The 22,690-nt window shown below is 61.5% G+C and carries 20 protein-coding genes; 7 read left to right on the top strand and 13 right to left on the bottom strand.

What is annotated here, in order from left to right:
• Nucleotides 1-26: 26 nt before the first annotated feature.
• Nucleotides 27-224: a hypothetical protein gene (locus tag ABRP86_RS05590; RefSeq protein ID WP_349862949.1), complete on the bottom strand. Its 198-nt coding sequence runs from the start codon at nucleotides 222-224 to the stop codon at nucleotides 27-29.
• Nucleotides 225-381: 157 nt separating this feature from the next.
• Between ABRP86_RS05590 and ABRP86_RS05585 the strand changes: the two genes are divergently transcribed.
• Complete coding sequence (locus tag ABRP86_RS05585) at nucleotides 382-1,758, top strand: M20 metallopeptidase family protein (RefSeq protein WP_349862947.1); 1,377 nt, start codon at nucleotides 382-384, stop codon at nucleotides 1,756-1,758.
• Nucleotides 1,759-1,827: 69 nt separating this feature from the next.
• Here ABRP86_RS05585 and ABRP86_RS05580 read toward each other — a convergent pair whose 3' ends face one another.
• The 11 genes from ABRP86_RS05580 to ABRP86_RS05530 all read right to left on the bottom strand — a co-directional run bounded on the left by ABRP86_RS05580 (nucleotide 1,828) and on the right by ABRP86_RS05530 (nucleotide 16,725).
• Nucleotides 1,828-2,208: a hypothetical protein gene (locus ABRP86_RS05580; protein ID WP_349862945.1), complete on the bottom strand. Its 381-nt coding sequence runs from the start codon at nucleotides 2,206-2,208 to the stop codon at nucleotides 1,828-1,830.
• Entirely contained in the window at nucleotides 2,208-4,010 is a 1,803-nt protein-coding gene (locus tag ABRP86_RS05575) for a BCCT family transporter (RefSeq protein ID WP_349862952.1), read from the bottom strand. Before ABRP86_RS05575 ends, ABRP86_RS05580 begins: the two co-directional genes overlap by 1 nt.
• Before the next feature lie 145 nt (nucleotides 4,011-4,155).
• A complete protein-coding gene (locus ABRP86_RS05570) occupies nucleotides 4,156-5,847 on the bottom strand; it encodes an FUSC family protein (protein WP_349862944.1) in 1,692 nt (563 codons plus the stop codon).
• Nucleotides 5,848-5,908: 61 nt separating this feature from the next.
• Nucleotides 5,909-7,357 carry an ATP-binding cassette domain-containing protein gene (locus ABRP86_RS05565; protein WP_349862942.1) on the bottom strand — a complete coding sequence of 483 codons (1,449 nt, stop codon included), beginning with the start codon at nucleotides 7,355-7,357 and terminating at the stop codon, nucleotides 5,909-5,911.
• Nucleotides 7,354-8,175, bottom strand: coding sequence for an ABC transporter permease (locus tag ABRP86_RS05560; protein ID WP_349862940.1), 822 nt, complete (start codon nucleotides 8,173-8,175; stop codon nucleotides 7,354-7,356). The genes ABRP86_RS05565 and ABRP86_RS05560 overlap by 4 nt, the downstream gene beginning before the upstream one ends.
• The gene (locus ABRP86_RS05555) at nucleotides 8,172-9,137 is read right to left on the bottom strand and encodes an ABC transporter permease (RefSeq protein WP_237792465.1); all 966 of its coding nucleotides are present in this window, start codon (nucleotides 9,135-9,137) and stop codon (nucleotides 8,172-8,174) included. Before ABRP86_RS05555 ends, ABRP86_RS05560 begins: the two co-directional genes overlap by 4 nt.
• A complete protein-coding gene (locus ABRP86_RS05550; RefSeq protein WP_349862938.1) occupies nucleotides 9,134-10,654 on the bottom strand; it encodes an ABC transporter substrate-binding protein in 1,521 nt (506 codons plus the stop codon). The genes ABRP86_RS05555 and ABRP86_RS05550 overlap by 4 nt, the downstream gene beginning before the upstream one ends.
• Before the next feature lie 190 nt (nucleotides 10,655-10,844).
• Nucleotides 10,845-11,864 (bottom strand): LLM class flavin-dependent oxidoreductase, encoded by a 1,020-nt coding sequence (locus ABRP86_RS05545; RefSeq protein ID WP_005278049.1) that lies wholly within the window; start codon nucleotides 11,862-11,864, stop codon nucleotides 10,845-10,847.
• Nucleotides 11,865-12,028: 164 nt separating this feature from the next.
• Entirely contained in the window at nucleotides 12,029-13,456 is a 1,428-nt protein-coding gene (gene brnQ, locus ABRP86_RS05540) for a branched-chain amino acid transport system II carrier protein (protein ID WP_349862936.1), read from the bottom strand.
• Between the two features lie 209 nt (nucleotides 13,457-13,665).
• Nucleotides 13,666-14,796, bottom strand: coding sequence for a MalY/PatB family protein (locus ABRP86_RS05535; RefSeq protein ID WP_349862934.1), 1,131 nt, complete (start codon nucleotides 14,794-14,796; stop codon nucleotides 13,666-13,668).
• Nucleotides 14,797-14,838: 42 nt separating this feature from the next.
• Nucleotides 14,839-16,725, bottom strand: a complete 1,887-nt coding sequence (locus tag ABRP86_RS05530) for an ABC transporter ATP-binding protein (protein WP_349862932.1) — start codon at nucleotides 16,723-16,725, stop codon at nucleotides 14,839-14,841.
• Nucleotides 16,726-16,894: 169 nt separating this feature from the next.
• Here ABRP86_RS05530 and ABRP86_RS05525 point away from each other — a divergent pair, with 169 nt between their 5' ends.
• Both ABRP86_RS05525 and idi read left to right on the top strand, forming a co-directional pair.
• Entirely contained in the window at nucleotides 16,895-17,443 is a 549-nt protein-coding gene (locus ABRP86_RS05525) for a hypothetical protein (RefSeq protein WP_284869565.1), read from the top strand.
• Nucleotides 17,440-17,982, top strand: a complete 543-nt coding sequence (gene idi / locus ABRP86_RS05520) for an isopentenyl-diphosphate Delta-isomerase (protein ID WP_349862931.1) — start codon at nucleotides 17,440-17,442, stop codon at nucleotides 17,980-17,982. Before ABRP86_RS05525 ends, idi begins: the two co-directional genes overlap by 4 nt.
• 12 nt (nucleotides 17,983-17,994) lie before the next feature.
• Here idi and ABRP86_RS05515 read toward each other — a convergent pair whose 3' ends face one another.
• Nucleotides 17,995-19,257, bottom strand: a complete 1,263-nt coding sequence (locus ABRP86_RS05515) for a carboxylesterase family protein (protein WP_349862930.1) — start codon at nucleotides 19,255-19,257, stop codon at nucleotides 17,995-17,997.
• Between the two features lie 38 nt (nucleotides 19,258-19,295).
• Here ABRP86_RS05515 and ABRP86_RS05510 point away from each other — a divergent pair, with 38 nt between their 5' ends.
• From ABRP86_RS05510 to ABRP86_RS05495, 4 genes are all read left to right on the top strand, one after another.
• A complete protein-coding gene (locus tag ABRP86_RS05510; RefSeq protein ID WP_284796402.1) occupies nucleotides 19,296-19,499 on the top strand; it encodes a hypothetical protein in 204 nt (67 codons plus the stop codon).
• Nucleotides 19,492-19,767 carry a hypothetical protein gene (locus ABRP86_RS05505; RefSeq protein ID WP_005284233.1) on the top strand — a complete coding sequence of 92 codons (276 nt, stop codon included), beginning with the start codon at nucleotides 19,492-19,494 and terminating at the stop codon, nucleotides 19,765-19,767. The genes ABRP86_RS05510 and ABRP86_RS05505 overlap by 8 nt, the downstream gene beginning before the upstream one ends.
• Before the next feature lie 151 nt (nucleotides 19,768-19,918).
• On the top strand, nucleotides 19,919-21,751 hold the full coding sequence (locus tag ABRP86_RS05500; protein ID WP_349862929.1) for an AMP-dependent synthetase/ligase: 1,833 nt from the start codon (nucleotides 19,919-19,921) through the stop codon (nucleotides 21,749-21,751).
• Nucleotides 21,752-21,975: 224 nt separating this feature from the next.
• Nucleotides 21,976-22,656, top strand: coding sequence for a hypothetical protein (locus ABRP86_RS05495; RefSeq protein WP_005284226.1), 681 nt, complete (start codon nucleotides 21,976-21,978; stop codon nucleotides 22,654-22,656).
• The last annotated feature ends 34 nt before the right edge of the window (nucleotides 22,657-22,690 follow it).

Genomic DNA, 22,690 nt, shown 5'->3' with positions numbered 1-22,690 from the left:
CTAACCGCCTAACCAAACCCCGAACTTCATACCGAGCCGAAAGCACAAACGGCTACACCACTACACGGGACTTGACCGTAGGCATCGGCAAGCAGCAGCAATTCGTGGGATTCCTGCCGGGAAATGCCAAGCTGCCGCAGGTCCGCCTCGGCAAGGCCGAATACCTCGCCGAGAAGCTCCATCGGCGAGGTTAATTGGCGGGCGTAGTCCTGCAAGCGGGTCATGCCTGCGAGGTTAAGCCTCCGTCCACCCGCGGGAAAGCCCGCGCCACCCCGCCTGTGGATAACTCGCCCCACGCGTCACACCTGATGCCTCGCCGTCCATTCACCCTGTGGATAACCTGCGGTATTGTCGAATATGACAGCGAGTAAAGGAGCCCACATGACTGATCCCACGAAAATTGTTCGCCCCAACCACCCCGGACGTAAGTCCGCGCCGCGCCAAGCGCAGGAGTTGCCGCCGCTGCCGGTGACAAGGGCGCGCATCGGCAAGCAGCAGGCGACGGAGATTTTTCAGGACATGGGCGAAAACATGGTGGAGGACCTGCAGGACATTCGGCGCGATTTGCACCGTCACCCGGAAATCGGGCTGCACCTGCCGTGCACGCAGAAAAAAGTCCTTGAGGCGCTCGAGGGCCTGCCGCTTGAGATCCATGTGGGGCAGGATCTCAGCTCCGTGGTGGCGGCGCTGCGTGGCGGCAAGCGCGGCGAGCGGCCGGTTTCGGTGCTGTTGCGCGCGGATATGGACGCGCTGGAGGTGCATGAGCAGACCGGAAGCCCCTTTGCGTCGATCAATGAATACATGCACGCCTGCGGCCATGACCTACATACCGCGGGGCTGATTGGGGCCGCGCGCATGCTGTGTGAGCACCGCGAGGAGCTGCATGGCGATGTCACCTTTATGTTCCAGCCCGGCGAGGAAGGCCCCGGCGGTGCGCAGCCGATGATTGAGGAAGGCGTGCTCGATGCCGCTGGCCGACGCCCAATCGCCGCCTACGGCCTGCACGTGGGCCCGCAGGATCGGGGCACGTTCCACTATGTTCCCGGGCCGATGATGGCAAGCTCGTCCAACCTGACCATTACGGTGCTGGGTAAGGGCGGGCACGGTTCCCGCCCGCACGATGCCATCGACCCCGTCGCGGCGCTGGCGGAAATTCAGATGGCGCTGCAGACCGCGCTGACGCGCCGCTTCGATGCGCTGGAGCCCATCGTGATCACCGTGACCAACCTGTGGGCGGGCAATGGTGCGTATAACGCCATTCCGGATCGCGCGGCGCTGGGGGCGACGGTGCGCGTTCTTCGCGACGAAAAGATCGACGCCGTCCGCCAAATGATCACCGAGGTCTCCAGCTCGGTGGCTGCCTCGCACCGGTGCACCGCGCAGGTGGATTTCGAGGTGCTGTATCCCACGACGAAGACGAACCCGCGGGAGAACCAATTTGCCGCCACGCTGTGGGGGCAGATGTTTGGCGCGGAAAATATGCAGCCTTTCGAGGCCCCGATGATGGCCTCTGAGGACTTCGGCTATGTCCTTTCCCAAGTGCCGGGCACGTTTATGTGGATGGGCACGGCCAACCCTTCGACGCCCGAGAACCAGCGCGAGTGGAATCACTCGCCGATGATGCGTTTTGATGACTCCGTGCTCGGTATGCAGGCAGCAGCGCTCGCCGCCGTGGCTTTCGAGCGCCTGGCCACCGAAAACGAGCATCCTTCCGCACAAACCAGGGCCATGCGAGAGGCAGCCGGCGTGCAGAAATAATTCATCCCTGTGAACTGCGCGAGCGCGCCAGAGTAGTGGGTAGGTCGCTGCAGGTGCCGTGCTCGGCGGCTAAGGCCGGCGGATAACGGCAGAGGCGAGGCCAATGAGGGCGATGGCGCCGACAATGATGGAGGCTACCGGCCAGTACTGCGGGAAGTAATTGAGCGTATAGCCAAAGACCTGGCCGTCATCGAAGTGCCGAGCCAAGGCGAAGGGCATCCACCACAGCTTGCTGACTGCGAGCACCGCGCCCAGTACACCGGCGATGACACGGCCGCGCCCGCGGAGAAATAAGCTGGCGGCCACGAGCGCGATGCCGGCGATGGCGGCGGCGAAGAGCAAGGGAGTGTTCGTGCTAAGTGGTGAGCCGCGCAATAAGAATTCGTGGTCAATCTCGTGCTGCTCGATGAGGGTGTAGCCATCGAGAACGACATCGCTGGGAAGGCCCATTATTTCTCCTCATCTTCTGGGTCGTATCCATCGGACCATTTACCGGTTTCGAAGTCATAGTCGACGTTTCGGCCTTCTTCGTCGGTGCGTTGGTACCACTCGGTATAGCGGTCCGCGGCGGAATCGAAGTCATGCCCGGCCCCGCGTCCGGCCTCGGCGTGCTGGACGGTGAACTCGAATTCATCGCCATGCTCTGCGATACCGCGCATGACCGCATTGTCCATCGCCGAACGGGCATAGGTGCGGCGGATAAACATCGGATCAGAGCGCAGATCCTTGATGAACGCCACCATCATGGTCAACAGCACGAGGCAGAAGGGCAGCGCTGCCAGGATGGTGAGGTTTTGAAGGCCGGTGAGGACGTCTTCGCCGCCGGTCAGCAGCATGACGATGGCGATGCCCATCATGCACAGGCCCCAAAAGATGACGATGAGCTTATTCGGGGTTGGGTCGCCCTTGGAGGACATGGTGCCCATGACCACGGAGGCGGAGTCGGCCGAGGTAACAAAGAAGACCGCGAGGATGACTAAGAGGATAAATGGGGTGATGGTGCCAAGGGGGAGGTCTTGGAACATCGAAAAGAGCACCTGCTCATTGGAGGATTCACCGTCGAAGCCCTCGACGCCGTCTTGGTTAAAGGTAATGGCGGTGCCGCCAAAGATGGTAAAGGCCAGCGCCAAGATGGCGGTGGGCGCAAAGATGGTCACGGCGGCGAATTCGCGAATGGTGCGGCCGCGGGAGATGCGGGCGACGAACATGCCCACAAACGGCGTCCACGCAATCCACCAGGCCCAGTAGAACGCCGTCCAGTAAGACTGGAATTCAATGGTCTCATCGCCCCAGGACAAATCCTTGGCCATCATGGGCAGAAATTGATCGATATAGGTCACGATGCCCGAAGGAATCAGGTTCAGCAGCAATAGGGTGGGCCCGACCAAGAAAACGAAAGCGACAAGCCCCAAGGTCAAGGTGATATTGATATTGGACAGGTAGCGCACGCCGCGCGCGACGCCAGAGACCGCAGAGATGATAAACGCGCAGCCTAAGACGGCTATGACGATGATGAGTGCGGAATTGGTCATGGGGCCCGCGCCGCGAATGATGCTGACGCCCTGGCCGATTTGAATAGCGGAAAGACCCAAGGTAGCGGCGGTGCCGAAGAGGGTGGCAATAAGCGCCATGACATCGATAAGCTTGCCCAGCGGGCCGTCCGTGGCGTGGGAGCCGAAGAGCGGCTGGAAGATGGAAGAGATGAGGGGTACGCGCCCGCGCCGGTAGGAGGAATAGGCAATCGCGGCGCCGACTAAGGCGTAGGCAGCCCACGGGGAAATGCCCCAGTGGAAGTGCGATTGGGCCATGGCTTGGTGCAGTGCCTCGACGGAGCTGCCGTTATCCACGGTGTGCGGGGGAGGGCTGAGGTAGTGCGATAGCGGCTCGGAGGGCCCGTAGAAGAAGATGCCGACGCCGATGCCGGCGCCAAACATCATCGCTACCCAGCTGAAGTAGCTGAATTCGGGCGTTTCCGTATCCGTGCCAAGCTTGATGCGGCCGAGGCGGGAGAACCCGATATAGGTCATGGTCACGGTGGCCAGCAGCATGGTGATATTCAGCAGCCATCCTGTATTGGTGATGGCCCAGTTAAAGGCCGTGGAGGAGGCGGCGGCCAGGTTATCGGGCATGGTGATGCCCCAAATAATGAAGGCCACGATGAGGACGGCGGTGATGGAAAATAGCGATTTATCCAGGCCGAAGCGGTTGCGTTGGTCCTCAACGCTGATGCCAGGTACCAACCCCGGGTGCATATTGTGCGGGTAGAGCCCAACGGCGCTGCCCTTATCGTGCGGTTCGAGGGAGCGCTTGTAGGCGCGGGAGGAAGAAGTCACGGTGTCCTTAGATCGGCGAGGGGGAGTGGCTTCAATTGTTCAGCACCGCAACGCATTCCACAAGCTAGCGCGATTGGGAATGCGCGGCGTGAATCTGCTTGACGATGCCGTCTAGCTCCTCCCTGCTTGCCATCCTGAACGGGTGCGTGGAGCAATAGTCGAGCAAGAAATAGCCCGCGTGCTGGATGGCGATGTGCCGCTGCCACAATTCGCGGGCGGTGGCGGGGTTATCGGCGGCGAGGGACTGCATGGCGCGGCGCTCGGATAACAACTCGTATTGCAGGTCGCGGCGGCTGGCGAGGACCTCTTCGGGAGTATTGATAAACAGCAGCCCCAGCAGGGTGGACATGGATTCCATGGCGCGGGTTTGCAAGCGGTGCTGGTTGCGGACGGGCGCGGAACGCTGCCAGAACCACAGCACGATGGTGGCCACGATGATGGAGATGAGGACCTCGCTGATGCGCGCCTGGATGGTGGGCCAGAGGGGGCGCTGCGCGGAATTGCCCATCAGCAGCGCGAGCGGGGTGGAGAAGATGACGCAGATGGCGTAGTTTTTGACCACGAAAATTTCCGCGCAGAATTGGCAGGCGGCGAGGGCTACCAGCAAGCTCCACCCGGACACGCCGAAGTAGTGGAAGATAGAAAACAGCATGACGCCGACGATGGAACCGAGCATGCGGTGGATACCGCGGACAGTGCCGGCGACGTGGTCTGGTCCCCACTGCAGCATGAGAAAGGCGGAGACCACGCCCCAGTCTGGGCGGTCAAAACCTAAAGACAGGCTGACCACCGTGGTAATAGCGGCAGACAACACAATCTTCTGCGTGGCCACCATGGCATGCGAATCCCGCACCGCGGCGCGGTAGATGCGGTAGCGCCCGGTGGGGCGGGTGTGCGGGATAGCGGTGCGGTGCGGGTCCACATCGGTGGCGTAATCAGTCAGCAGATCGGAAGAAGAACCCAAGTCCAGCGCGCGGTTATGCGCGACGATGCGCCCTTGGGCCTGCAAGGTGCGATCCACCAGGCCCGCGGCTGCCGAGTTGATGATGCGGCCGCCGCGGATAATGCCGGCATCGGCAAGCGCTTGCCAGGCCGTTGAGAGCGCCGTTTGGGCCTGGTGGTGGCGGGCGAGGGAATCATCCTCGCCGGAAACAAACGCAGCGGTGGCCTTTTCCAAGGCGGCGACGGCGCGGCGCTCGGGGCCGTGCACATCAATGAGCGCGGGCGCCATGCCCAGAATCAGGCTGGCCAGCACGCCGGTCAGGGACCAGAAGAACAGCTGGCCGACGCTCGTATCCGTCCGCGCCAGCATCACCGAGCCGCCGCCGACCAAGACGAGGAAGAAGGCGCCCGGCGGCGGTAGGCGCAGCGCGTTCTGGGCAAAGCCGCACAGCGCGGCGAGCAGGAGGGAATAGAACCCGGCGAGCAGCAGCCACCAGTGCCCGTGCCCGGAGACGAAAATCAGGTGGCCGACCAGCACGCCCACGGTCGCCACGGTGGTCAGGGCCAGGCCCGCGGTAAGGATGACGCGGGGCCGGGTGCGAAAGGGGTGGCCCTCGCCGAAAATAACGGCGAAGGCGCCGGTGGCCAGCAGCAGGATGGCGTAGTCGTGGCCGGTGAGCATGGCGAAGGCGCCGGGAAGCAGCAGCGCCAAGGCCGCGCGCAGGGCGCCGGGCCAACGCACGGAGGCGGTATTAAAGGCGGTCAGCAACTGGATGGTGCTGGGGCGTTGCGGGATAGGGTGGTCGGTGCTCACGAGCCTGCTGGACTCCTTTCGCTAGACATATCTACCGCAACCACCCTACGCCGCAGGGATCTTACTGCCCTGCAGCGGCTATGAGCCGGCGGGTGTAGTCGCTTTCGGGCGCAGACCACACGCGCTCGGTGGGCCCGTGCTCGACGAGCTCGCCGCGGTTGAGCACGGCGACCCTATCGCAGAGCCCGCGCACCACGGAGAGATCGTGGGTGACAAATAGCAGGGTCAGCCCGCGATCCTCGATGAGGCGGGCGAGTAATTCCAGCACCTGGGCTTGCACGGACATGTCGAGGGCGGAGACGGCTTCATCGGCAAGCAGGATATCCGGTTCGCCGCACAGCGCGCGGGCGATGGAGATGCGTTGGCGCTGCCCGCCGGAGAATTCGTGGGGGAAGCGGTCGAGCGCCTTGCCGGACATGCCCACCTCTTCCAGCGCGGCGGCGGCGCGCTCGCGTTGCTCGGCCTTGGACAGGCGCCCGGGCATGGCCTCGGCGATGGATTTCCATATTTTTAGCCGCGGGTTTAGCGAACCTTGCGGGTCTTGGAATACCATCTGCACGCGCCCGTCCACGGTGCTGGTTCCGGAGGTGGGGGCATCTAGCCCCGCCACGATCTTGAGCAGGCTGGTCTTGCCGGAACCGGAGCCGCCGACGATACCGAGCCGCTCGCCGCGGCGCACGCGGAGATCGATCCCCGTCAGCGCGGCCTGGGAGCCATGCTGCTTGCCGATGCCCTCCAGCACCACCACTTCCTTCTCCCCACTCGCCGGGGTGAGGACGAAGTCTGGCGGCTGCGAGGCCGAAACCAGTTCTTGGGTATAGGCGTGGCGCGGCTGAGTGAGCACGCGCTCGGTGCGGCCTTCCTCCACGATATAGCCATCGCGCATGACCAGCACCCGCGGGCACATGCGCTGGATGACGTTGAGGTCGTGGGTGATAAAGAGCAGGGCGGTGCCGCGTTGTTCGGTCACGCGCTCGATGACGCGGAGGACCCCGTCTTGTGTGGTGGCGTCGAGGGCGGTGGTGGGCTCGTCGCAGATGAGCACGTCGGGGCTTCCCGCCATGGCCATGGCGAGGAGCACGCGCTGGCGCTGCCCGCCGGAGAGCTGGTGGGGAAAACGCGAGGCGAGATCGGCGTCGAGATCGACCTCTTCTAGGGCCGCGGCGATATCGCGCGCACCGGCGTGGGTGAGCTGAGCACTAATGCGCATTAGAGGATCCAGCGCACTCATAGGCTCTTGAAAGACCATGGCCATGGTCTTGCCGCGCAGCGGACGGATGGCGGAATCTCGAGCGCCGATGATCTGATGATCGGCCACGGTGACCTCGCCGGTGGCGGAAATCCCCGTGGGCAGCAGGCCCATGATGGACAGCGCGGTTAGTGATTTACCGGAGCCGGATTCGCCGATGATGCCGAGCTTTTCGCCCGCCTCGAGCTCGAAGCTAAGCGGGCCGACGAGGGAGGATTCGGAGGCGCTGAGGCTGAGATCGCGCACGCTTAAAAGGCTCATCGCGTGGCTCCTTTCATGCGGGGGTCGAGGGCGTCACGGAGGGCATCGCCAAGCAGGTTAAAGCCCAAGACCGTGGCGGCGATGGCGAGGCCTGGCCACAGGGCCTGGAGGGGATCGGTGCTCAGCAGCGATTGGGCATCCTGCAGCATGCGGCCCCACGAGGCGGCCGGGGGTGGGGTGCCCAAACCGAGGTAAGACAGGCCCGCCTCCGCGAGGATGGCGAGGGCAAAATACACCGAGGCCTGGACGATGATAAGGCCCGCGATATTCGGCAGCACGTGGCGCACCGCAACCTTCCAGCCCGGCACGCCGGAGATGTGGGCGGAGGCGATATAGTCCTGCGTGACCACCTGCAGCGTGCCAGAGCGCGCCACGCGGGCAAAGGAGGGGATGCCGGAAATACCGATGGCAATCATGGCCGTCAGCGTCGATGGGCCCCAGACCGCGCCGGCGATGATGGCGAGCAAGAGCGCCGGGAAGGCGAGCACCACGTCGGCGCCGCGCATGACCAGCGCTTCTACCCAGGTATCGCGGCGCATGCCCGCCAGAATCCCCAGCGGGATGCCGATAAGACCTGCGATGCCGACGGCGATAAGACCCACGAAGACGGTGATTTTCGCGCCCGCCATGATGCGCGAGGCGGTATCGCGCCCGAAGCGGTCCGTGCCCAGGATGTGATCCGCGGTGGGGCCGGATAGCCGGCTACCCGGCTGGGCGAGGGTGGGATCGTATGGCGTCCACACCAGCGATACGAGGGCGATTACGACGACCGCGCCGACGAGCACGGCGCCTAGCCAACCAGAAAAACGCATTTTCATCGCGCGTCACCTGCCTTGATTCGGGGGTCGATGAGGCGGTAGGCGACATCGGTAAGCATGTTTACTGCCAGCGCGAAGGTGACCAGCAGCATGACGAGGGTCTGCACCGTGGTCAGATCGCGCACGGAGACCGCATCGAGCAGCATGGAACCCACGCCGGGGATGACGAAGACGGATTCAATGACCACGGCGCCTACCACCATCGAAGTCAATTGCAGGCCAGAGACCGTAAGCACAGGCAGAGCGGCATTGCGCAGCCCGTGGCGGTGCAGGGCCTCGCGCGGGGAATCGCCCAGGGCGCGGGCGGTGCGGATATAGTCCTGGTCCATAACGTCGAGCACCGAGGAGCGCATATAGCGCGTGAGCATGGCACCTTGGACTAGGGCCAAGGCGATGACCGGCAGAATCAGGTGGCGCAGGAAATCGCCCACGCCGCGATTCGGCGGAACCCAACCATTGGCCGGCAGCCAGCCCAGGTGGACTGCAAAGATGGCCACCAAGATGATGCCGACCAAAAAGCTCGGCACGGCGATGCCCAACTGCGTACCCGCAGAGACCAGGCCGGCAACCCGCGAATTGCGGTTATGCGCCAGCCACATGCCGATGGGAATCGCGCAGGCCAGCGCCAAGGCCATGGCCAGGCCGATGAGGATGAGCGTGACCTGCAGGCGGTCCACAACCAGCGGGGTGATGTCCTGCTGCGAGGACAGCGATTTGCCAAAATCGCCGGTAGCAAGGCCCTTCATCCACTCGCCGTATTGCGCGATGAGCGGCCGGTCGAGGCCGAGATCTGCGCTGAGCTCGGCGATGGCGTCCTCAGTGGCATTAACGCCCAACGCGACGCGCGCCGGGTTGCCGGGCACGGCGCGCATGAGCGCGAAGATGATGAGGGAGGCGATAAAAAGCGTGAGAACGAAGCGTAGCAGCGGCCGGATTATGGCCTGTGCCCGAGAGGTACTCATTGGTCCTCCTTGTCGTCGGTGAGATCGCGCAACACGATGGCGTCGGTGACCTGATCGGTGTGCAAGCCGCTAATGCCGTGGCGCGTTAGAACGACATTCGGCATATTCATCACGGTCAGCGCGCCGGCATCGGCCATGATTTGGTCCACGACCTGCGTCATGCGGCGGGGATAGTCTTCAGGTTTCGCGGTATCGGCCTTTTCGAGCAGCTCGCGCGTGCGGGCGGAATCATAATTCAGGTAATAATCCGGGTTGCCAAAAAGCGCCGGAACATCGCGGGCCTCCACGTGGGAGATAAGCGACATCTGATAGTCCTTAGCGCCGTGGACCTGGCCCAGCCACACGGCAGGGAACTCGGCGGTTTCGAGGGTGACGTCGAATCCGACATCGGAAAGCTGCGAGTACAGCAGCTCGGAGATGGCCTGGGCATAGTAGAGCGTAGGCACGGTGATGGTGAGCGGGGTGCCTTGGGCGCCGGCATCGGCAAGCAGCGAGCGGGCCTTATCCGGGTTGAAGTCGTAGTAATTCTTGCCTTCGAACCACGGATCGGTAGGTGGGATGGGCGCGCCGCCGGTATCGGTGGCCATGCCGGACCAGACGATGTCATTGGCCGCCTTGCGGTCGACGGCGTAGGCCACGGCCTGCCGCACCCGCGGATCGTCGAAGGGGGCGCGGTCATTATTCATCGATAGCAGGACCTCACCATTGGTGGTGCCTACGTTGGTATCGATGGAATCATCCAGGGAATCGAGGATTTCCGGGTTACCCACGCCCCAGACGACGTCCACGCCGCCCGAGCGCAGCGCGGTGACCGAGGAAATGGCATCGGGGAAGTAGCGCACCGTGACATCGTGTTCAGACGGTGTACCCCAGTAATCATCGCGCTTGTGCAAGGAGACGAATTCCGAGGGCGAGAATCCCGCCACCTCGTAGGGGCCGGTGCCGATAGGCTTCGCTGCGAGGTCATCCATGCCCTTAGGTGACATCATCGCGCCGATGGTGGTGCCCATGGACCACAGCCAGCCGTTGGAGGGCTTAGCCAGGCGCACCTTCAGGGTGTGGTCATCTACCGCGGTGGCGCTTTCGACCGGGTCCATGGCGGAGGAAATGCCGTTGGCCCAGTCATTTTTGACGTAATTAATGGAAAAGGCGGCGGTCTGCGCGGTGAAGGGATCGCCGTTGGAAAAAGTCACGTCATCGCGCAGGTGGAAGGTGTAGGTCTTCGCATCCTCGCTGATGTCCCAGTCCTTGGCCAAGCCTGGGGTGATGGATCCGTCTTCATCGATGCGCACCAAGGTCTCATAGACGTTATCCATCAGCACCGAGGGCGCGGCGGCCCCACTCGTGGTGGTGAAGTCGAGCGAGGTGGCTCCCGAGCTGGACGCCACCGTCAGGGCGGCTTCGTTCCCGGAGGTATCTACCACCGCCGTATGGCCCGCTGAACAAGCTGTTACCGTGCCCAGCGCTGTCGCCACCGCGAGACAGCCCAGCGCTGAGCGCGCACGCAAAATTTTCATAGATGAAGAATAACTTGTGTGTTACTCAACACATAAACGCCCTAAAACCATTCGGGGGGAGGCATATATTGCCATTAATTAGGGCAATCCCAGCGGGTTGTTGTGCGGCGGATTCGGTGGCGCTGCGCGGCCAGCATTGAGGCCGAGGGGCGGCCCAACGCGGCGCTGTGTAGCGCAGCGAGGCGGGGGCTTAGCGCGGGGTGCCCGCCACGTTGGCTGGATCGAGCTGCCAGCCTTCGGCAAGCACGTGCATGTTCTTAATAACATTCTCGTGTGAGCTGGACTGCAGGGAAATCATGAGCTCATCGGCCTTGGCGTGCTCTTGGAACTTCTCCAAATATTCGGTGACTTCCTTGGTGGTGCCGACCGCGGAGTAGCGCAGCATGTCCAGGATTTGCTGGCCTTGGTAAGACTCGATGATTTGCTCTACCTGCTGGTCGGTCAGGTACTTGCCGCGGCCGGCGAAGGACTTCACGCGGTTGAAGCACACGCGCTCGTATTCGGCCTCCGCTTCTTGCATAGTATCGGCGGCGGTGACGTTGACACCGGCGATGACGTAGGGCTTGCTAAACCGCTCGGAAGGCTGGAAGTTCTCCCGGTAGTAAGTCGTTGCTTCCTCGAGGTGCTGCGGGGCGAAGTGGGAGGCAAAGGCGTAGGGCAGGCCGAGCTTTGCCGCGAGCGAAGCGCCGAACATGGACGAGCCCAGAATATAGATGGGAACGTTCGTATTGGCACCCGGAACCGCGCTGACCCCAGGAATATAGGCCTTGCCCTCTAGGTAGGCATTAAGCTCTTTGACGTCTTCTGGAAAACGCTCGGCGGATTGACCGTCGCGGCGCAGCGCACGGCCCAAGGTATTCATGTCCGTGCCGGGGGCGCGGCCGACGCCCAAGTCGATGCGCTCCGGGTACATCTCCTCCAAGGTGCCGAACTGCTCGGCGATGACGTACGGCGAGTGGTTGGGCAGCATCACGCCGCCGGAGCCCAACCGGATGCGCTCCGTCTTCGCGCCGATGTGCGCGATGAGGACGGCGGGCGCGGAGGACATAATGGACTTCATATTGTGGTGCTCGGTGTACCACATGCGGGAATACCCCAGCTTTTCGGCTTCTTGGGCCAATTCCACTGACCGGTTAATGGATTGGGCAGGGGTTTCACCGTCATAGATGGTGCAAAAGTCCAATACGGAAAGTGGCGCGTGATCAGTCATGGAAAATAATCCTTTTTCTCGCGGGGATAGTACCTATAGTGCAACGGTACGCGGGGTGGCGCTATTCCGTGCTTCTTGCGCGTGGAGTGCGCCCGCAGACAGAAACCCCGCCGCAGAACCCGAGGAATGCGGGCCCACGGCGGGGTGTGGAAGGAGAGAAGAACTTAGCTCTTTGGCGATGCCGCTGCATCGAGCGGGGAATCGACGACGGCATCGCCGTCGGCATCGGCCGCCGCGGTCACGGAGTTGGAGTGCTTATCGCCGGCCTTGGTGGAGATATCGACAATCAGGCCAATGACTGCCGCGATGACGGTCGGCACGATCCAACCAAGATCCACCGCTTGGCCCGGCGACAGCGACAAGACGGGATCCAGGGCGGCAGTGCCCCAACCCTGCGCGGAAATGACGGTCAGGGCGGACCAGATGACCGATACCCACAGTGCCAGGCGGTAGGTCCAGTAGAACACGACGGACTTCTTTACCGCCGGCTGGATAAGCGTGAGCAGGATAAGGGAGATGGCCGGTGGGTACAGGAAGGTGATGAACGGAACCGCGATGGACAACACGGTGTCGAGGCCCTGGAAGGCGAAGAGGATGGACATCGCGGTGAAGATGCAGGCCCACAAGTGGTAGGTCGTCTTAGGCACCAGCATCTCGAAGAACGCGGAGGTCGCGGTGATAAGGCCCACCGCGGTGGTCAGGCAGGCGAGGACGACGATGGCGGAGAAGAGAGCCTGGCCGAAGGTGCCCATGGTGAGATTGGCGGCCTCGGCAAGCAGCGGCGCACCGGATTCATAGGACTGGCCATCGGGCAAGGTCTGGCCCACCCAGGCCAACCCCAAATAGATGGCGGCAAGCAGGACACCGGCGACCAACGCTGCGGTGATGGTGCCCTTCACCAGGGACTTTTGGGTCTTAAAGCCCTTAGAGCGCAGGGAACCCACGATGACGATAGAAAAGGCCAAGCCAGCGATGGCGTCCATGGTGTTATAGCCTTCGAAAAGGCCGGTGACCATAGGGGAAGAGACGTAATCTTCAGTGGGCATCTGGGGATCGCGTGGGTGATTCAGCGCCGCCAAGGTAATGAGGACGACCAGCAGCGCAACCAGGGCCGGGGTGAGGAATTTGCCCAGCGTATCGATGATGGAATTGGGTTTCCACGCTAGGCCGAGCGCGATGAGGAAGAATACGGTATTGAATGCACCGCTGGCCATGGTGCCTTCCCAGCCCAACAGGGGAGTAATCGCCGTTTCCATGGAGACCGCGCCGGTGCGCGGGAGCGCGTAGAAAGCGCCGATGGACAGGTAGGCCATGGCGGAAAAGACCACGCCGAAGATAGCGCCGCCATTCGCGCCTAGGTCGCGCACGGAGCGGCCGGAAATCGCGACCGCGATGATGGCTAGGACGGGCAAGAGCACGCCGGCGGCGAGGAAGCCCAGCACGGCGGGCCAGAAGTTGGTGCCGGCGGACACGCCCACCATAGGCGGGAAAATGAGGTTGCCGGCGCCGAAGAACATCGAAAAGAGCATGAGCGAAGCAATGACAACGGTGGCCTTGCTCTTGGGGGTGCCTGAGGCGGTGGTGGTAGCCATCCTGGCTCCTTAACATTGCGTACTAAAACCATCGGCCGCGCCGAGAGCTGTGGTGGCGGGGCGCGAACGAGAATGCGAATTCTGTAGCCCTATAGGGACTATTCGTGTAATGAGATATTACTGCCCACCTGTTGAGAAATCAAAGCATGGTGAAAATACAATAAATGCCCCATCGCGGGTGCGATGGGGCGAGGAGAAAGGGGGGGGAGCTAGTCGAGCTCGGCGAAGGCCTTTTCCATGCGGTCGAGTGCCTCGCCGAGGATCTCGCGGGAAGTGGCGAAGTTCAACCGCGCGTGGCCGGGGCCGCCGGTGCCGAAGGTGTCGCCCTCGTTGAGAGCCACGCGGGCGTTTTCGCGCAGCCACTTGGCGGGCTGGGGATTGCCGGCGATGGCGGTATCGGAAAAGTCCAGCCACAACAGGTAGGTGGCCTGCGGCTGTGAGGTCTTTAGCCCAGGGATGCGCTGCGGCAGTTCTTCTACCAGCCAGTCGCGGGTCTCGCGCAGGTACTCAATTTCCTCGTCCAAGAAACTTCCGCCGTGGCGGTAGGCGGCCTCGGCGGCCAGCACGCCCAAGGTGCCGGTACCGTCTTTGGCCACGCCGGTAAGCCCGTTCCACTTCTGGGCATCGGCGGCATTGGAAAAGATGATCTGCGCGCACTTGAGGCCTGCAGTATTAAAGGCCTTGGAGGTGGCGGTGACGGTAATTGTGCGCTGCGCTGCTTCCTCGCTTAGCGATGCCACCGGGATATGCTTTCCTTCATAAACCAGCGGGGCATGGATTTCATCGGCCAAGATGCGGGCATCGTATTTCTCCGCTAACTCCACCAGCCCGCGGAGGTAGTCCTCCGACAAAACGTGGCCGTGCGGGTTATAGGGGTTGGCTAAGAGAATGGAACCGGCGCCGTCCTTGAAGGCTTGCTCGATTTCCTCTAGCTCGAGGCTGGTTTCGATCTTTTCGCGCCCCGCCGTGCGGGGGAGCTCTAGCAGCGGTGGGTAGGAGGGCACGGGCACGATGACGGGGGAATCATCGCGGGTAAAGTACTGCACGCCGAGCAAGAGGCCGCGGACGACATCGCCTATCCAGAAGATGTGATCGGCATTGGGGCGCCAGTCGTAGCGCTCCGCATAGAAATCGGCGACTGCCTCTCGCAGCCCCGAGGCCTTGGGGGAGGGGGTATAGCCGAAGGTTTCATTATCCACCATCTCCTGCAGCGCCTTTTTGACGGTGGGAGCGGTGGGAAAATCGGACTCCGCGATCCACAGCGGGAGGACGTCCTCATCAAAGACGGTCCACTTGCGGGTTCCGCGGGCTTGCAACTCTTCTAGGCTAGGAAACTGCATGCACACAAGCTTAACGCTTTAAGCGCAGCAGTCCCAGTGGATTTATTCACTTTCTTCGCCGTGCTCGTTGCGGGAATCGGCCCCGGTAACAAAGCCGTACTTTTTCAGCCGGCGGCGGTCCGCGGCGGAGCTGGATTGGGTGAGCTTGAGCAGCTCGGCATAAATACCACCGGATTGCGCGAGCTCGGCAGGCGAGCCCATTTCATCAATCCGCCCTGCCTCTAGCGTGACGATGGTATCCACATCCGCGATGGTGGATAGGCGGTGCGCGATAATCAGCGTGGTCCGATCTTTCATCAGCTCGTCCAAGCCGGCCTGGACGGCGCGTTCGGCCTTGGTATCCAGCGCGGAGGTGGCCTCATCGAGCACCAAGATGGGTGCATCTTTTAACATGGCGCGCGCGACGGAAACGCGCTGCTTCTGCCCGCCGGAAAGCTTCAGCCCGCGCTCGCCGATGACCGTGTCATAACCATCCGGGAAGGCCTCAATGAAGTCATGGGCATTGGCGCGCTTGGCCACATCCACGATTTCTTCCTCCGCGGCCCCGGGCTTGCCATAGGCAATATTGTCCCGAATGGTGCCCGAAAAGAGGTAGGACTCTTGGAAGACCACGCCGACGGACGCGCGCAGGCGCGACGCGGTGAGGTCATCGACGCGGTGGCCCAATACATCGAGGTGACCAGCCGAGGGGTGGTACAGGCCCAGCAGCAGGTTGACCAGGGTGGATTTACCGCCGCCCGATTCACCCACGAGCGCGACCTTCTGGCCCTCGTGTGCGCTAAAGGAGATATTTGTGACGACGGGCTTTCCCTCTTCATAGGCAAAGGAAACATCATCAAAGGCAAAGACCGGCGCGCCGGGAGTGGGCTCCAATGGAGTAATAGGGGTGAGGTTCAGATCGGGGGTGCCGGAGTCCGTGATGGCGGCGACCAGCTCGCGCGACGCGGTGGGCTCTAGGTCTTCTTCCATGACCCTGAAGTAGTCGCGCGAGCCGGCGATAGCGCGCTGGGCCGTATCGATCATCCAGCTCATCATGAATACGGGCTGCTTAGCCATGGTGACCATCTGCAAGAGCATGACCATATCGCCGATGGAGAAGTGGCCTTCAAGGGTGCGCCAGAAGATGACCGCATAGATGCCTAAAAAGATCACGGCCATGGCGATGCCGCGGAAGGTATCCATCATGTGCCACCAGCGGGACTGCGGCCGCGTGGTATCGACCACGGTGCCATAGCGCTGGGCAAAGTGGTTCAGCTCGCGGGATTCGGCGACGAAGGATTTGGTGACCTTGACCTGGCCTATGACCTCGGCGAAGCGGCCATTTGCTTGGTCGATGTTTTCGTTTTTAATGGCCTCAAATTTTTGCCAGCGCTTCGAGGTCAGCGCGGTCAGCCACATATAAATGGGGAAAAGCAGCGCCAATAAGATGGTCAGCGGCCAGTAGTACCAGGCGGTAATGGCCAATACCGCGATGGTCTGGATGATCATCGTGAAGAAGTTATTGGCAAAGGACTGAATAAACTGCGTGATATTCGCAATGGAGCGATCCAGCCGGGCGATGATGGTGCCGGTGACCTGATTATCGTAATAGCCCTGCGGCAGCGCCAAGAGCTTGGCAAAGTAGCGGTTGGATAAAATCTGGCGCAAGCGCGAGACCATGACATCGCCGATGTAGCTGCCGACATTGCGGAATAGGGCATTGGCGGCATCAGCCAGGAAGAGGGCGAGGGCGAGCAAAAGGACGGAACGAAGGGCATCGCCAAGCGGCTCGCTTGTTTGGAGGGCCTCAACGATGATGTCGGTGGCTTCCCTGGTGAGGAAGGGTGAAATCAACGCAAGGACGGCGGTGACTGTCGCTGCGAGCAACACGCCGAGATAATAGGGCCACAGAGCAGATGCGCTGCGGGTAATGCGTACGAGGGATTTCATGGAGGGATGCTCAATTCAAAGACGCGTAGGGAAGTAGAGTACCTAAAAGAGACAGTCCAGTATGCCACACGCCACGGCGCGCAGCCCAGATGCATACCTTGGGCGGGCTTTCGGCTAAGGTATCTGTGCAGAAATAAAGTAATCTTCGCGTGCAAAGGATCCATCCACGGTGAAAATTTCTCACACTTTAGGCGCAGGCGTGGTCAGCCTTCTCGCCGTGACCCTGGCCGGATGCAGCATTCTCCAGCCGGAAGAGACCGGGTTGGGGGACAATATCACCGTCTCCAGCTCAGAAGAAGCGCCTTATCAAGCGGAAGACACCGACGATAAGGAAGTCACTTCCAACCTGGCGAGCCCGGTCAAAGATGCCGGCCTCGGTGTCAGCTGGGAGCTGCAAGGAGTGTATACGGACAATAATTCCGGCGGCTCCGTGGTAACCATTTTGCTCAAGAACGAAAACGAAATGGCCCTGCCCACCGATGCCTTCGATGACCCCGTCCTTGAGCGCGCCGACGGGAATGGCGGCTGGTCTAAGGTAAAAGCCCTGCCGTATGACGAGAACTCCGCGCCTGGCGTGGAACCCCCGGGCCTCGATCACCCGTTAGGCGCGGGCGCCTCGGTCAACCTGCAATACCGCTACGATGTCGCGCCGGGCAACCTCTGGAATGCCCGCCTGCATATTGGAAATGTCACGTGGGTGGGGGATCTGAACCTATGACGGAACGGGTAGTCTTGGCGGGTACTGATGGAAAAGCCATTGGTATTGCCCTCAAATCCGAGGTGCATACCACCGACACCGCCTTGCACTTTGCCTTTTCCGCGTGGGTTACCTGCCAAGGAAAGGTACTCATCACCCGCCGGGCGCTGAGCAAACAAACCTGGCCTGGCGTGTGGACCAATTCCTTCTGCGGGCATCCTGGCCCGGGAGAAGCGACTGCCGATGCCGTCATTCGCCGCGCCGAATTCGAGCTAGGCATTCCCGCGGATGGGCTATCCAACCTGCGCGAGGTTCTGCCCACCTTTTCCTACCGCGCGGTGGATTCTTCCGGCCTGGTGGAAAATGAAATCTGCCCCGTCTACTGCGTAGAGCTCGACTCCCAGGCGCAGTGGCAGCCGAACCCGGACGAGGTCGACTCCTGGGAATGGGTCGATCCCGCCCGGCTTATCGCCGCGGCCGATGCCGTGCCGGCGGTATTTAGCCCGTGGATGTGCGAGGAACTGGCAGAAGCTGAATTGCGCACGGCGCTTCAGCCGTAGGCGCAGCAGCAGTTAGTCCTCCTCATAAAACGCCGCCGCCACGTAATCCAGGGTGGCATAGGCGATGCGCCGATCCCCGGTATCCAAATCAAATTCGAGCACGCGGTGGTCGCTGCCATAGCGGGGGAAGCCCGGCTCGCCGGTCGTAGCGAAATGACAGAGCCACTCATTCAGCTCGCAGTCAGTGCTGAAGAGCGGGTAGAGCTCATCGCAGTGCAGTGCCGGCTTGAGCTTCCTCGTAAATTCCATCATCCAGGTTGGTCCCGGTGCGCCGGAGGCTACCTGTGCCGTCCAGCGGCGAACGAGGGAATCGCCGATCATCCGGCCCATGAGGCGGTCCGGGTCCACGTACTGCGCGAGCTGGCGCCATTGCGTGTATCGCCCGTGCGGGAAGCCGAAGCGCAGGGAAAGGTAGTTACAAATGAACTTGCCCAGGGCCATATTATCGATGCGCTTGCCGGCCGGAAGATCGTAAAACTCATCTCGGGTGGAGCTCACCACGATGGGGATATCCGCCAGTTCAGATGCCTGCATCGGCGCCGGGCCAAGGGCCAAGTCATAGCGGTGCTTCTTGCGGAACTTTTGGTAGCCCTTATCTAATGCCTTGGGCGACAGTGATTCCAGGGCGCTGCGCTCAATGGGTACCGAGAGGTACCTGTGCAACCCCGCCACGCGGTGCTCAAAGGTATCGCGGGGGTAGGCAGGCGAGAGGGCCAGGACGCGCCGGAAAGCACCGCGGTAGTGATCGCGCCGGGCAAGCCACAGGCTAATCGCCGCGCCGGCGGACTGGCCTACCAGGGTGATATTCGTTTTATCCCCGCCAAAGGATTCGATATTGTCCTGCAGCCACTCCAACGCCAGCACACAGTCATCGATGCCGCGGTAGCGGTCCGCCTCATCGTCGGCAAAGCGGGCGAACCCGGCCAGGCCCACGCGGTAGCCCACCCGGACTTGGATGATGCCCTTGCGGGCCGTTACCGTGCCTGGCACCCGCTCATCCTCATGCGAGCCGCCTTCAAAACTTCCCCCGTGGATATAGACCACCACGGGGCAATCCGCCGCGTTTTCCGGGGTAGTAATGCTGAGCGCTACCTCATCCGGCTGTGGTGTGCGCGCATCCTGGTCGAGGGCCTCATCCAGCGGCCGCGCTGGGGCGAAGCGGCTAGGTATTTCGCAAAAGCGCAGCGAATGAAAGTAGGAGAGGCCATCGCGGCTAAAGCCGGTGATACGTCCAGATGGGGTGGCAATGGTGACGGGTATCTGTGCGCTCGACATACCTGCCAGATTACCGTGGGGCAGTAATATAAGGATCCATGGAGTGGTTGACTGACGTGAGCAGCGCATTTTCGCAGTTCTTGGTGCAGGCGCCTGTGTGGGTACAGATGATTATCGTGGTCATCATCGTGGTTCCCATCATGATTGGGCTGGCCTGGTGCCTGATGTGGGCCGTGGACCGCAGCGCCGCCCTAATTTCCCAGTTTCGCAATCGCGGCACTACAGTAAAAGACCATGGCTGAACAACATTCGGAGGGCGCGGGCGATAACGCAGCGAGCGGCGACGTGCCCGGCGCCAGCTCGGATAGGATCCAGCCAGTAGATCCCCGCGAAGGCCTATGGGATCCAGAGCGCAAAAAAGATGAGCGCGCTGCAAACCCGCCGGTTGCCGGCACCTCTCAGCCCGTTCGCCGCAAGCGCGCCCTGCCCAAATCCCGGGTCTCGCTCACGCTGTGGTCCATGATTGCGTTAGTTCTCATCGTTGCGCTCATCGGCAGCCTGTGGCCCTAGGACAAACTGGTGGATTGCTCCAATAAATGGACCACTCTGGTGCTATTAGCCCTGAATAATTACCGCTTCGATCGTGGGTGAAACGCGTTGATAAGCCATCCGGTTGGTACAGTAGGCACAGATTATTATTAGCTGTGCGAAAGGACATCGCGTGACCCTGCAACAAGTGCACACTCCGGCGGAATTTACCATTGAGCCGGGGGAAACCTGCCTCACCGCCCTGATGGATACCGCGAAGAAGCGTCCGCACGGCGTCATGTTTACCCGGCCCGCTAATTATGAGTGGGTCAATGTCACCGGTAGAGAGTTTATCGATGAGGTCTTTGAAGTAGCTCAAGGCTTAATCGCGCTAGGCGTGGAGCAGGGCGATCGCATCGCCCTCATTTCTGCTACCCGTTACGAATGGTCCCTGCTGGACTACGCCATTTGGGCAGCCGGCGCGGCATCGGTTCCGGTCTATCCATCCTCGTCCGCCTCCCAGGTGCGCTGGATTATCGAGGATTCCGGTGCGGTGCTGGCTATTACCGAAACCCGCGAGCACTCCGAATTGGTTGAAAACCTAGTTCTACAAGACGATGGGGAACCGAATTTGAAGGGCTCGCCATCGCAGCTGCGGCGCGTATTGGAGATTAATTCCTCCGCCATCGATACCTTGAAATTCGAAGGCCGCAGCGTTGGCACCGATGAGGTGTCTGCCCGCATCGCCGCCACCAATACCGATGATCTGGCCTCCTTGGTTTATACCTCCGGCACCACCGGCCGCCCGAAGGGCTGCATCCTGACGCACCGGAACTGGCTCTCGGAAGCTAGGGCGCTGACCACCAATCCCATCGGCGTATTCGCCGTGCCGGGCAGCCATACGCTGACGTTTTTGCCCTTGGCCCACGTCTTCTCCCGCGCCGTTTCGATTGCCGTGGCTATTCGCGGTGCTTCACAGAACCACTGGTCCGATTTTTCCACCATCTCCATCGAGTTCGCCCGCTCTCGCCCTAACGTGATTTTGGGCGTGCCGCGCGTATTTGAAAAGGTCCGTAACTCTGCGGCCTCGAAGGCTGCGGATTCTGGCATCAAGAGCTTCCTTTTTGAGCAGTCCGAAAAGATTGCCATCGAATACTCCAAGGCACTCGATACGCCGGAAGGTCCAGACCGCCTGCTGAAAATCAAGCACAAGCTCTTTGACAAGCTGGTCTATTCCACCATCCGCCAGGGCGTGGGCGGCAATGTTCGGTACTGCATTACCGGCGGTTCCGCGATGGGCCACGATTTATTGCATTGGTTCCGCGGCATCGGAGTTCCCGTTTATGAAGGCTACGGCCTGACCGAGACCGCCGCGGCCGCTGCCGTGGACTACGTGGACCAATCCATCGGTACCGTCGGACCGCCGCTGGGCGGGGTTACCCTGCGTATTAACGATGACGGCGAGGTCTGCATCAAGGGCGGCATGGTCTTCGAAGGGTATTGGAATAACCCCGAGGCCACGGAGGAAGCCTTTGAAGATGGCTGGTACAACACCGGTGATTTGGGCGAAATCGACGATGATGGCAAGCTCACCATTACCGGCCGCAAGAAGGACTTGATTGTCACCGCGGGCGGCAAGAATGTATCTCCTGGGCCGATGGAGGATATCCTGCGCGGCCACCCGCTGATTTCGCAGGCCATGGTTGTAGGCGATGGTAAGCCGTTCGTGGGAGCGCTTATTACCTTGGACCCGGACATCCTCAAGCGGTGGAAATTGGACCACAATATCCCCGAAAACCGTTCTATGAGCGAAATTGCTACCGACGCTACCTTGCGCGCCGAGGTGCAAGATGCCGTCAACAAGGTGAACTCCACGGTCTCCCACGCGGAGGGCATCAAGAAGTTCTACATCCTAGAAAGCGACCTTACTGAGGATGAAAATGAGCTCACCCCAACGATGAAGGTCAAGCGCAACGTGGTGGCGCAGCGCTATGCCAGCGCCATCGAGCACATCTACAAGCGGTAGAAAGAGCCCAAACGGGTACACCCGGGGATTTTATTCCCCGGGTGTTTTTCTTCTTGCAGGTCACAATGGCGCAAGCGCGAACCTGCCATAAACCTGTGAAACGCTTCGGAGTGTCGCGCTCTCGCGGTAGACGATCTGGCATAGAGTCATGAGTCGTCGCCGAAAACCTCAACCTCTACTAGAGGTTAGAAAATGAAAACCGCGGAAGGAGTGGCTCGAAGCCTATGCAGAAGATCGCCGCCGAGCTGCGTCACCGCGAGCTCACCCAGGAGATTTATAATATCGGCGACGAAGTCGCGGAATATCTCGAGCACCTCATTGAAGCAATCGAGGATTGGGATGAGGAACTGTCCATGGACTGCCTGGCAGAACTCGGCGATATCGTCGACGATGCCCGCGTGGACTCGGGGCGCTGCGTGGGTGAGCTAATTGGGCTTCGCCAAGCGCTAGTGTCTGGCGTGCGTTCGGGAACCATTTCTGCCGCTCCTTCTGGCGCGAATGATGCGGAGGAGCCGGAGCAGCTTACCCCGCGCCTATTGGACGAGCGCTATCCCATTGCCAAGCCCATCGTCGTGCATGAATTGGCAGAAGCACTGCGCCAACGCACACAAGCGGTAGCAGATTACCTCCGCGAGGTTGTGGAATACGTGCTGGCGCAAACCGATGCCGTCGCCCGCAACCTCGACATGGTCTCCCTACCGCACCTGTATAAGTGCACCGGGGAATCCGCACTCATCGCCGTGCAGGCGTGGAAGCACACCGTGCTCGATACGCACCCGGCGTACGTGCGCTCCATGCGCGGGCATAACCCGCCGCAATTCCTGGAAGAACGCGCCCGCATTGCCGCGGTCGTAGAAAAGGTCCGCGCCAAGCGCGAGGCAGCCCGCCGGGCCACAACTGCATAGCTCCTTTGGACTTCCTTGCTTAAGGCAAGGGGAT

The sequence above is a fragment of the Corynebacterium sp. KPL3927 genome (assembly GCF_040225835.1).
In the GTDB taxonomy this organism is placed as follows: Bacteria; Actinomycetota; Actinomycetes; order Mycobacteriales; family Mycobacteriaceae; genus Corynebacterium.
This window is presented reverse-complemented; position numbering and strand designations above follow the sequence as displayed.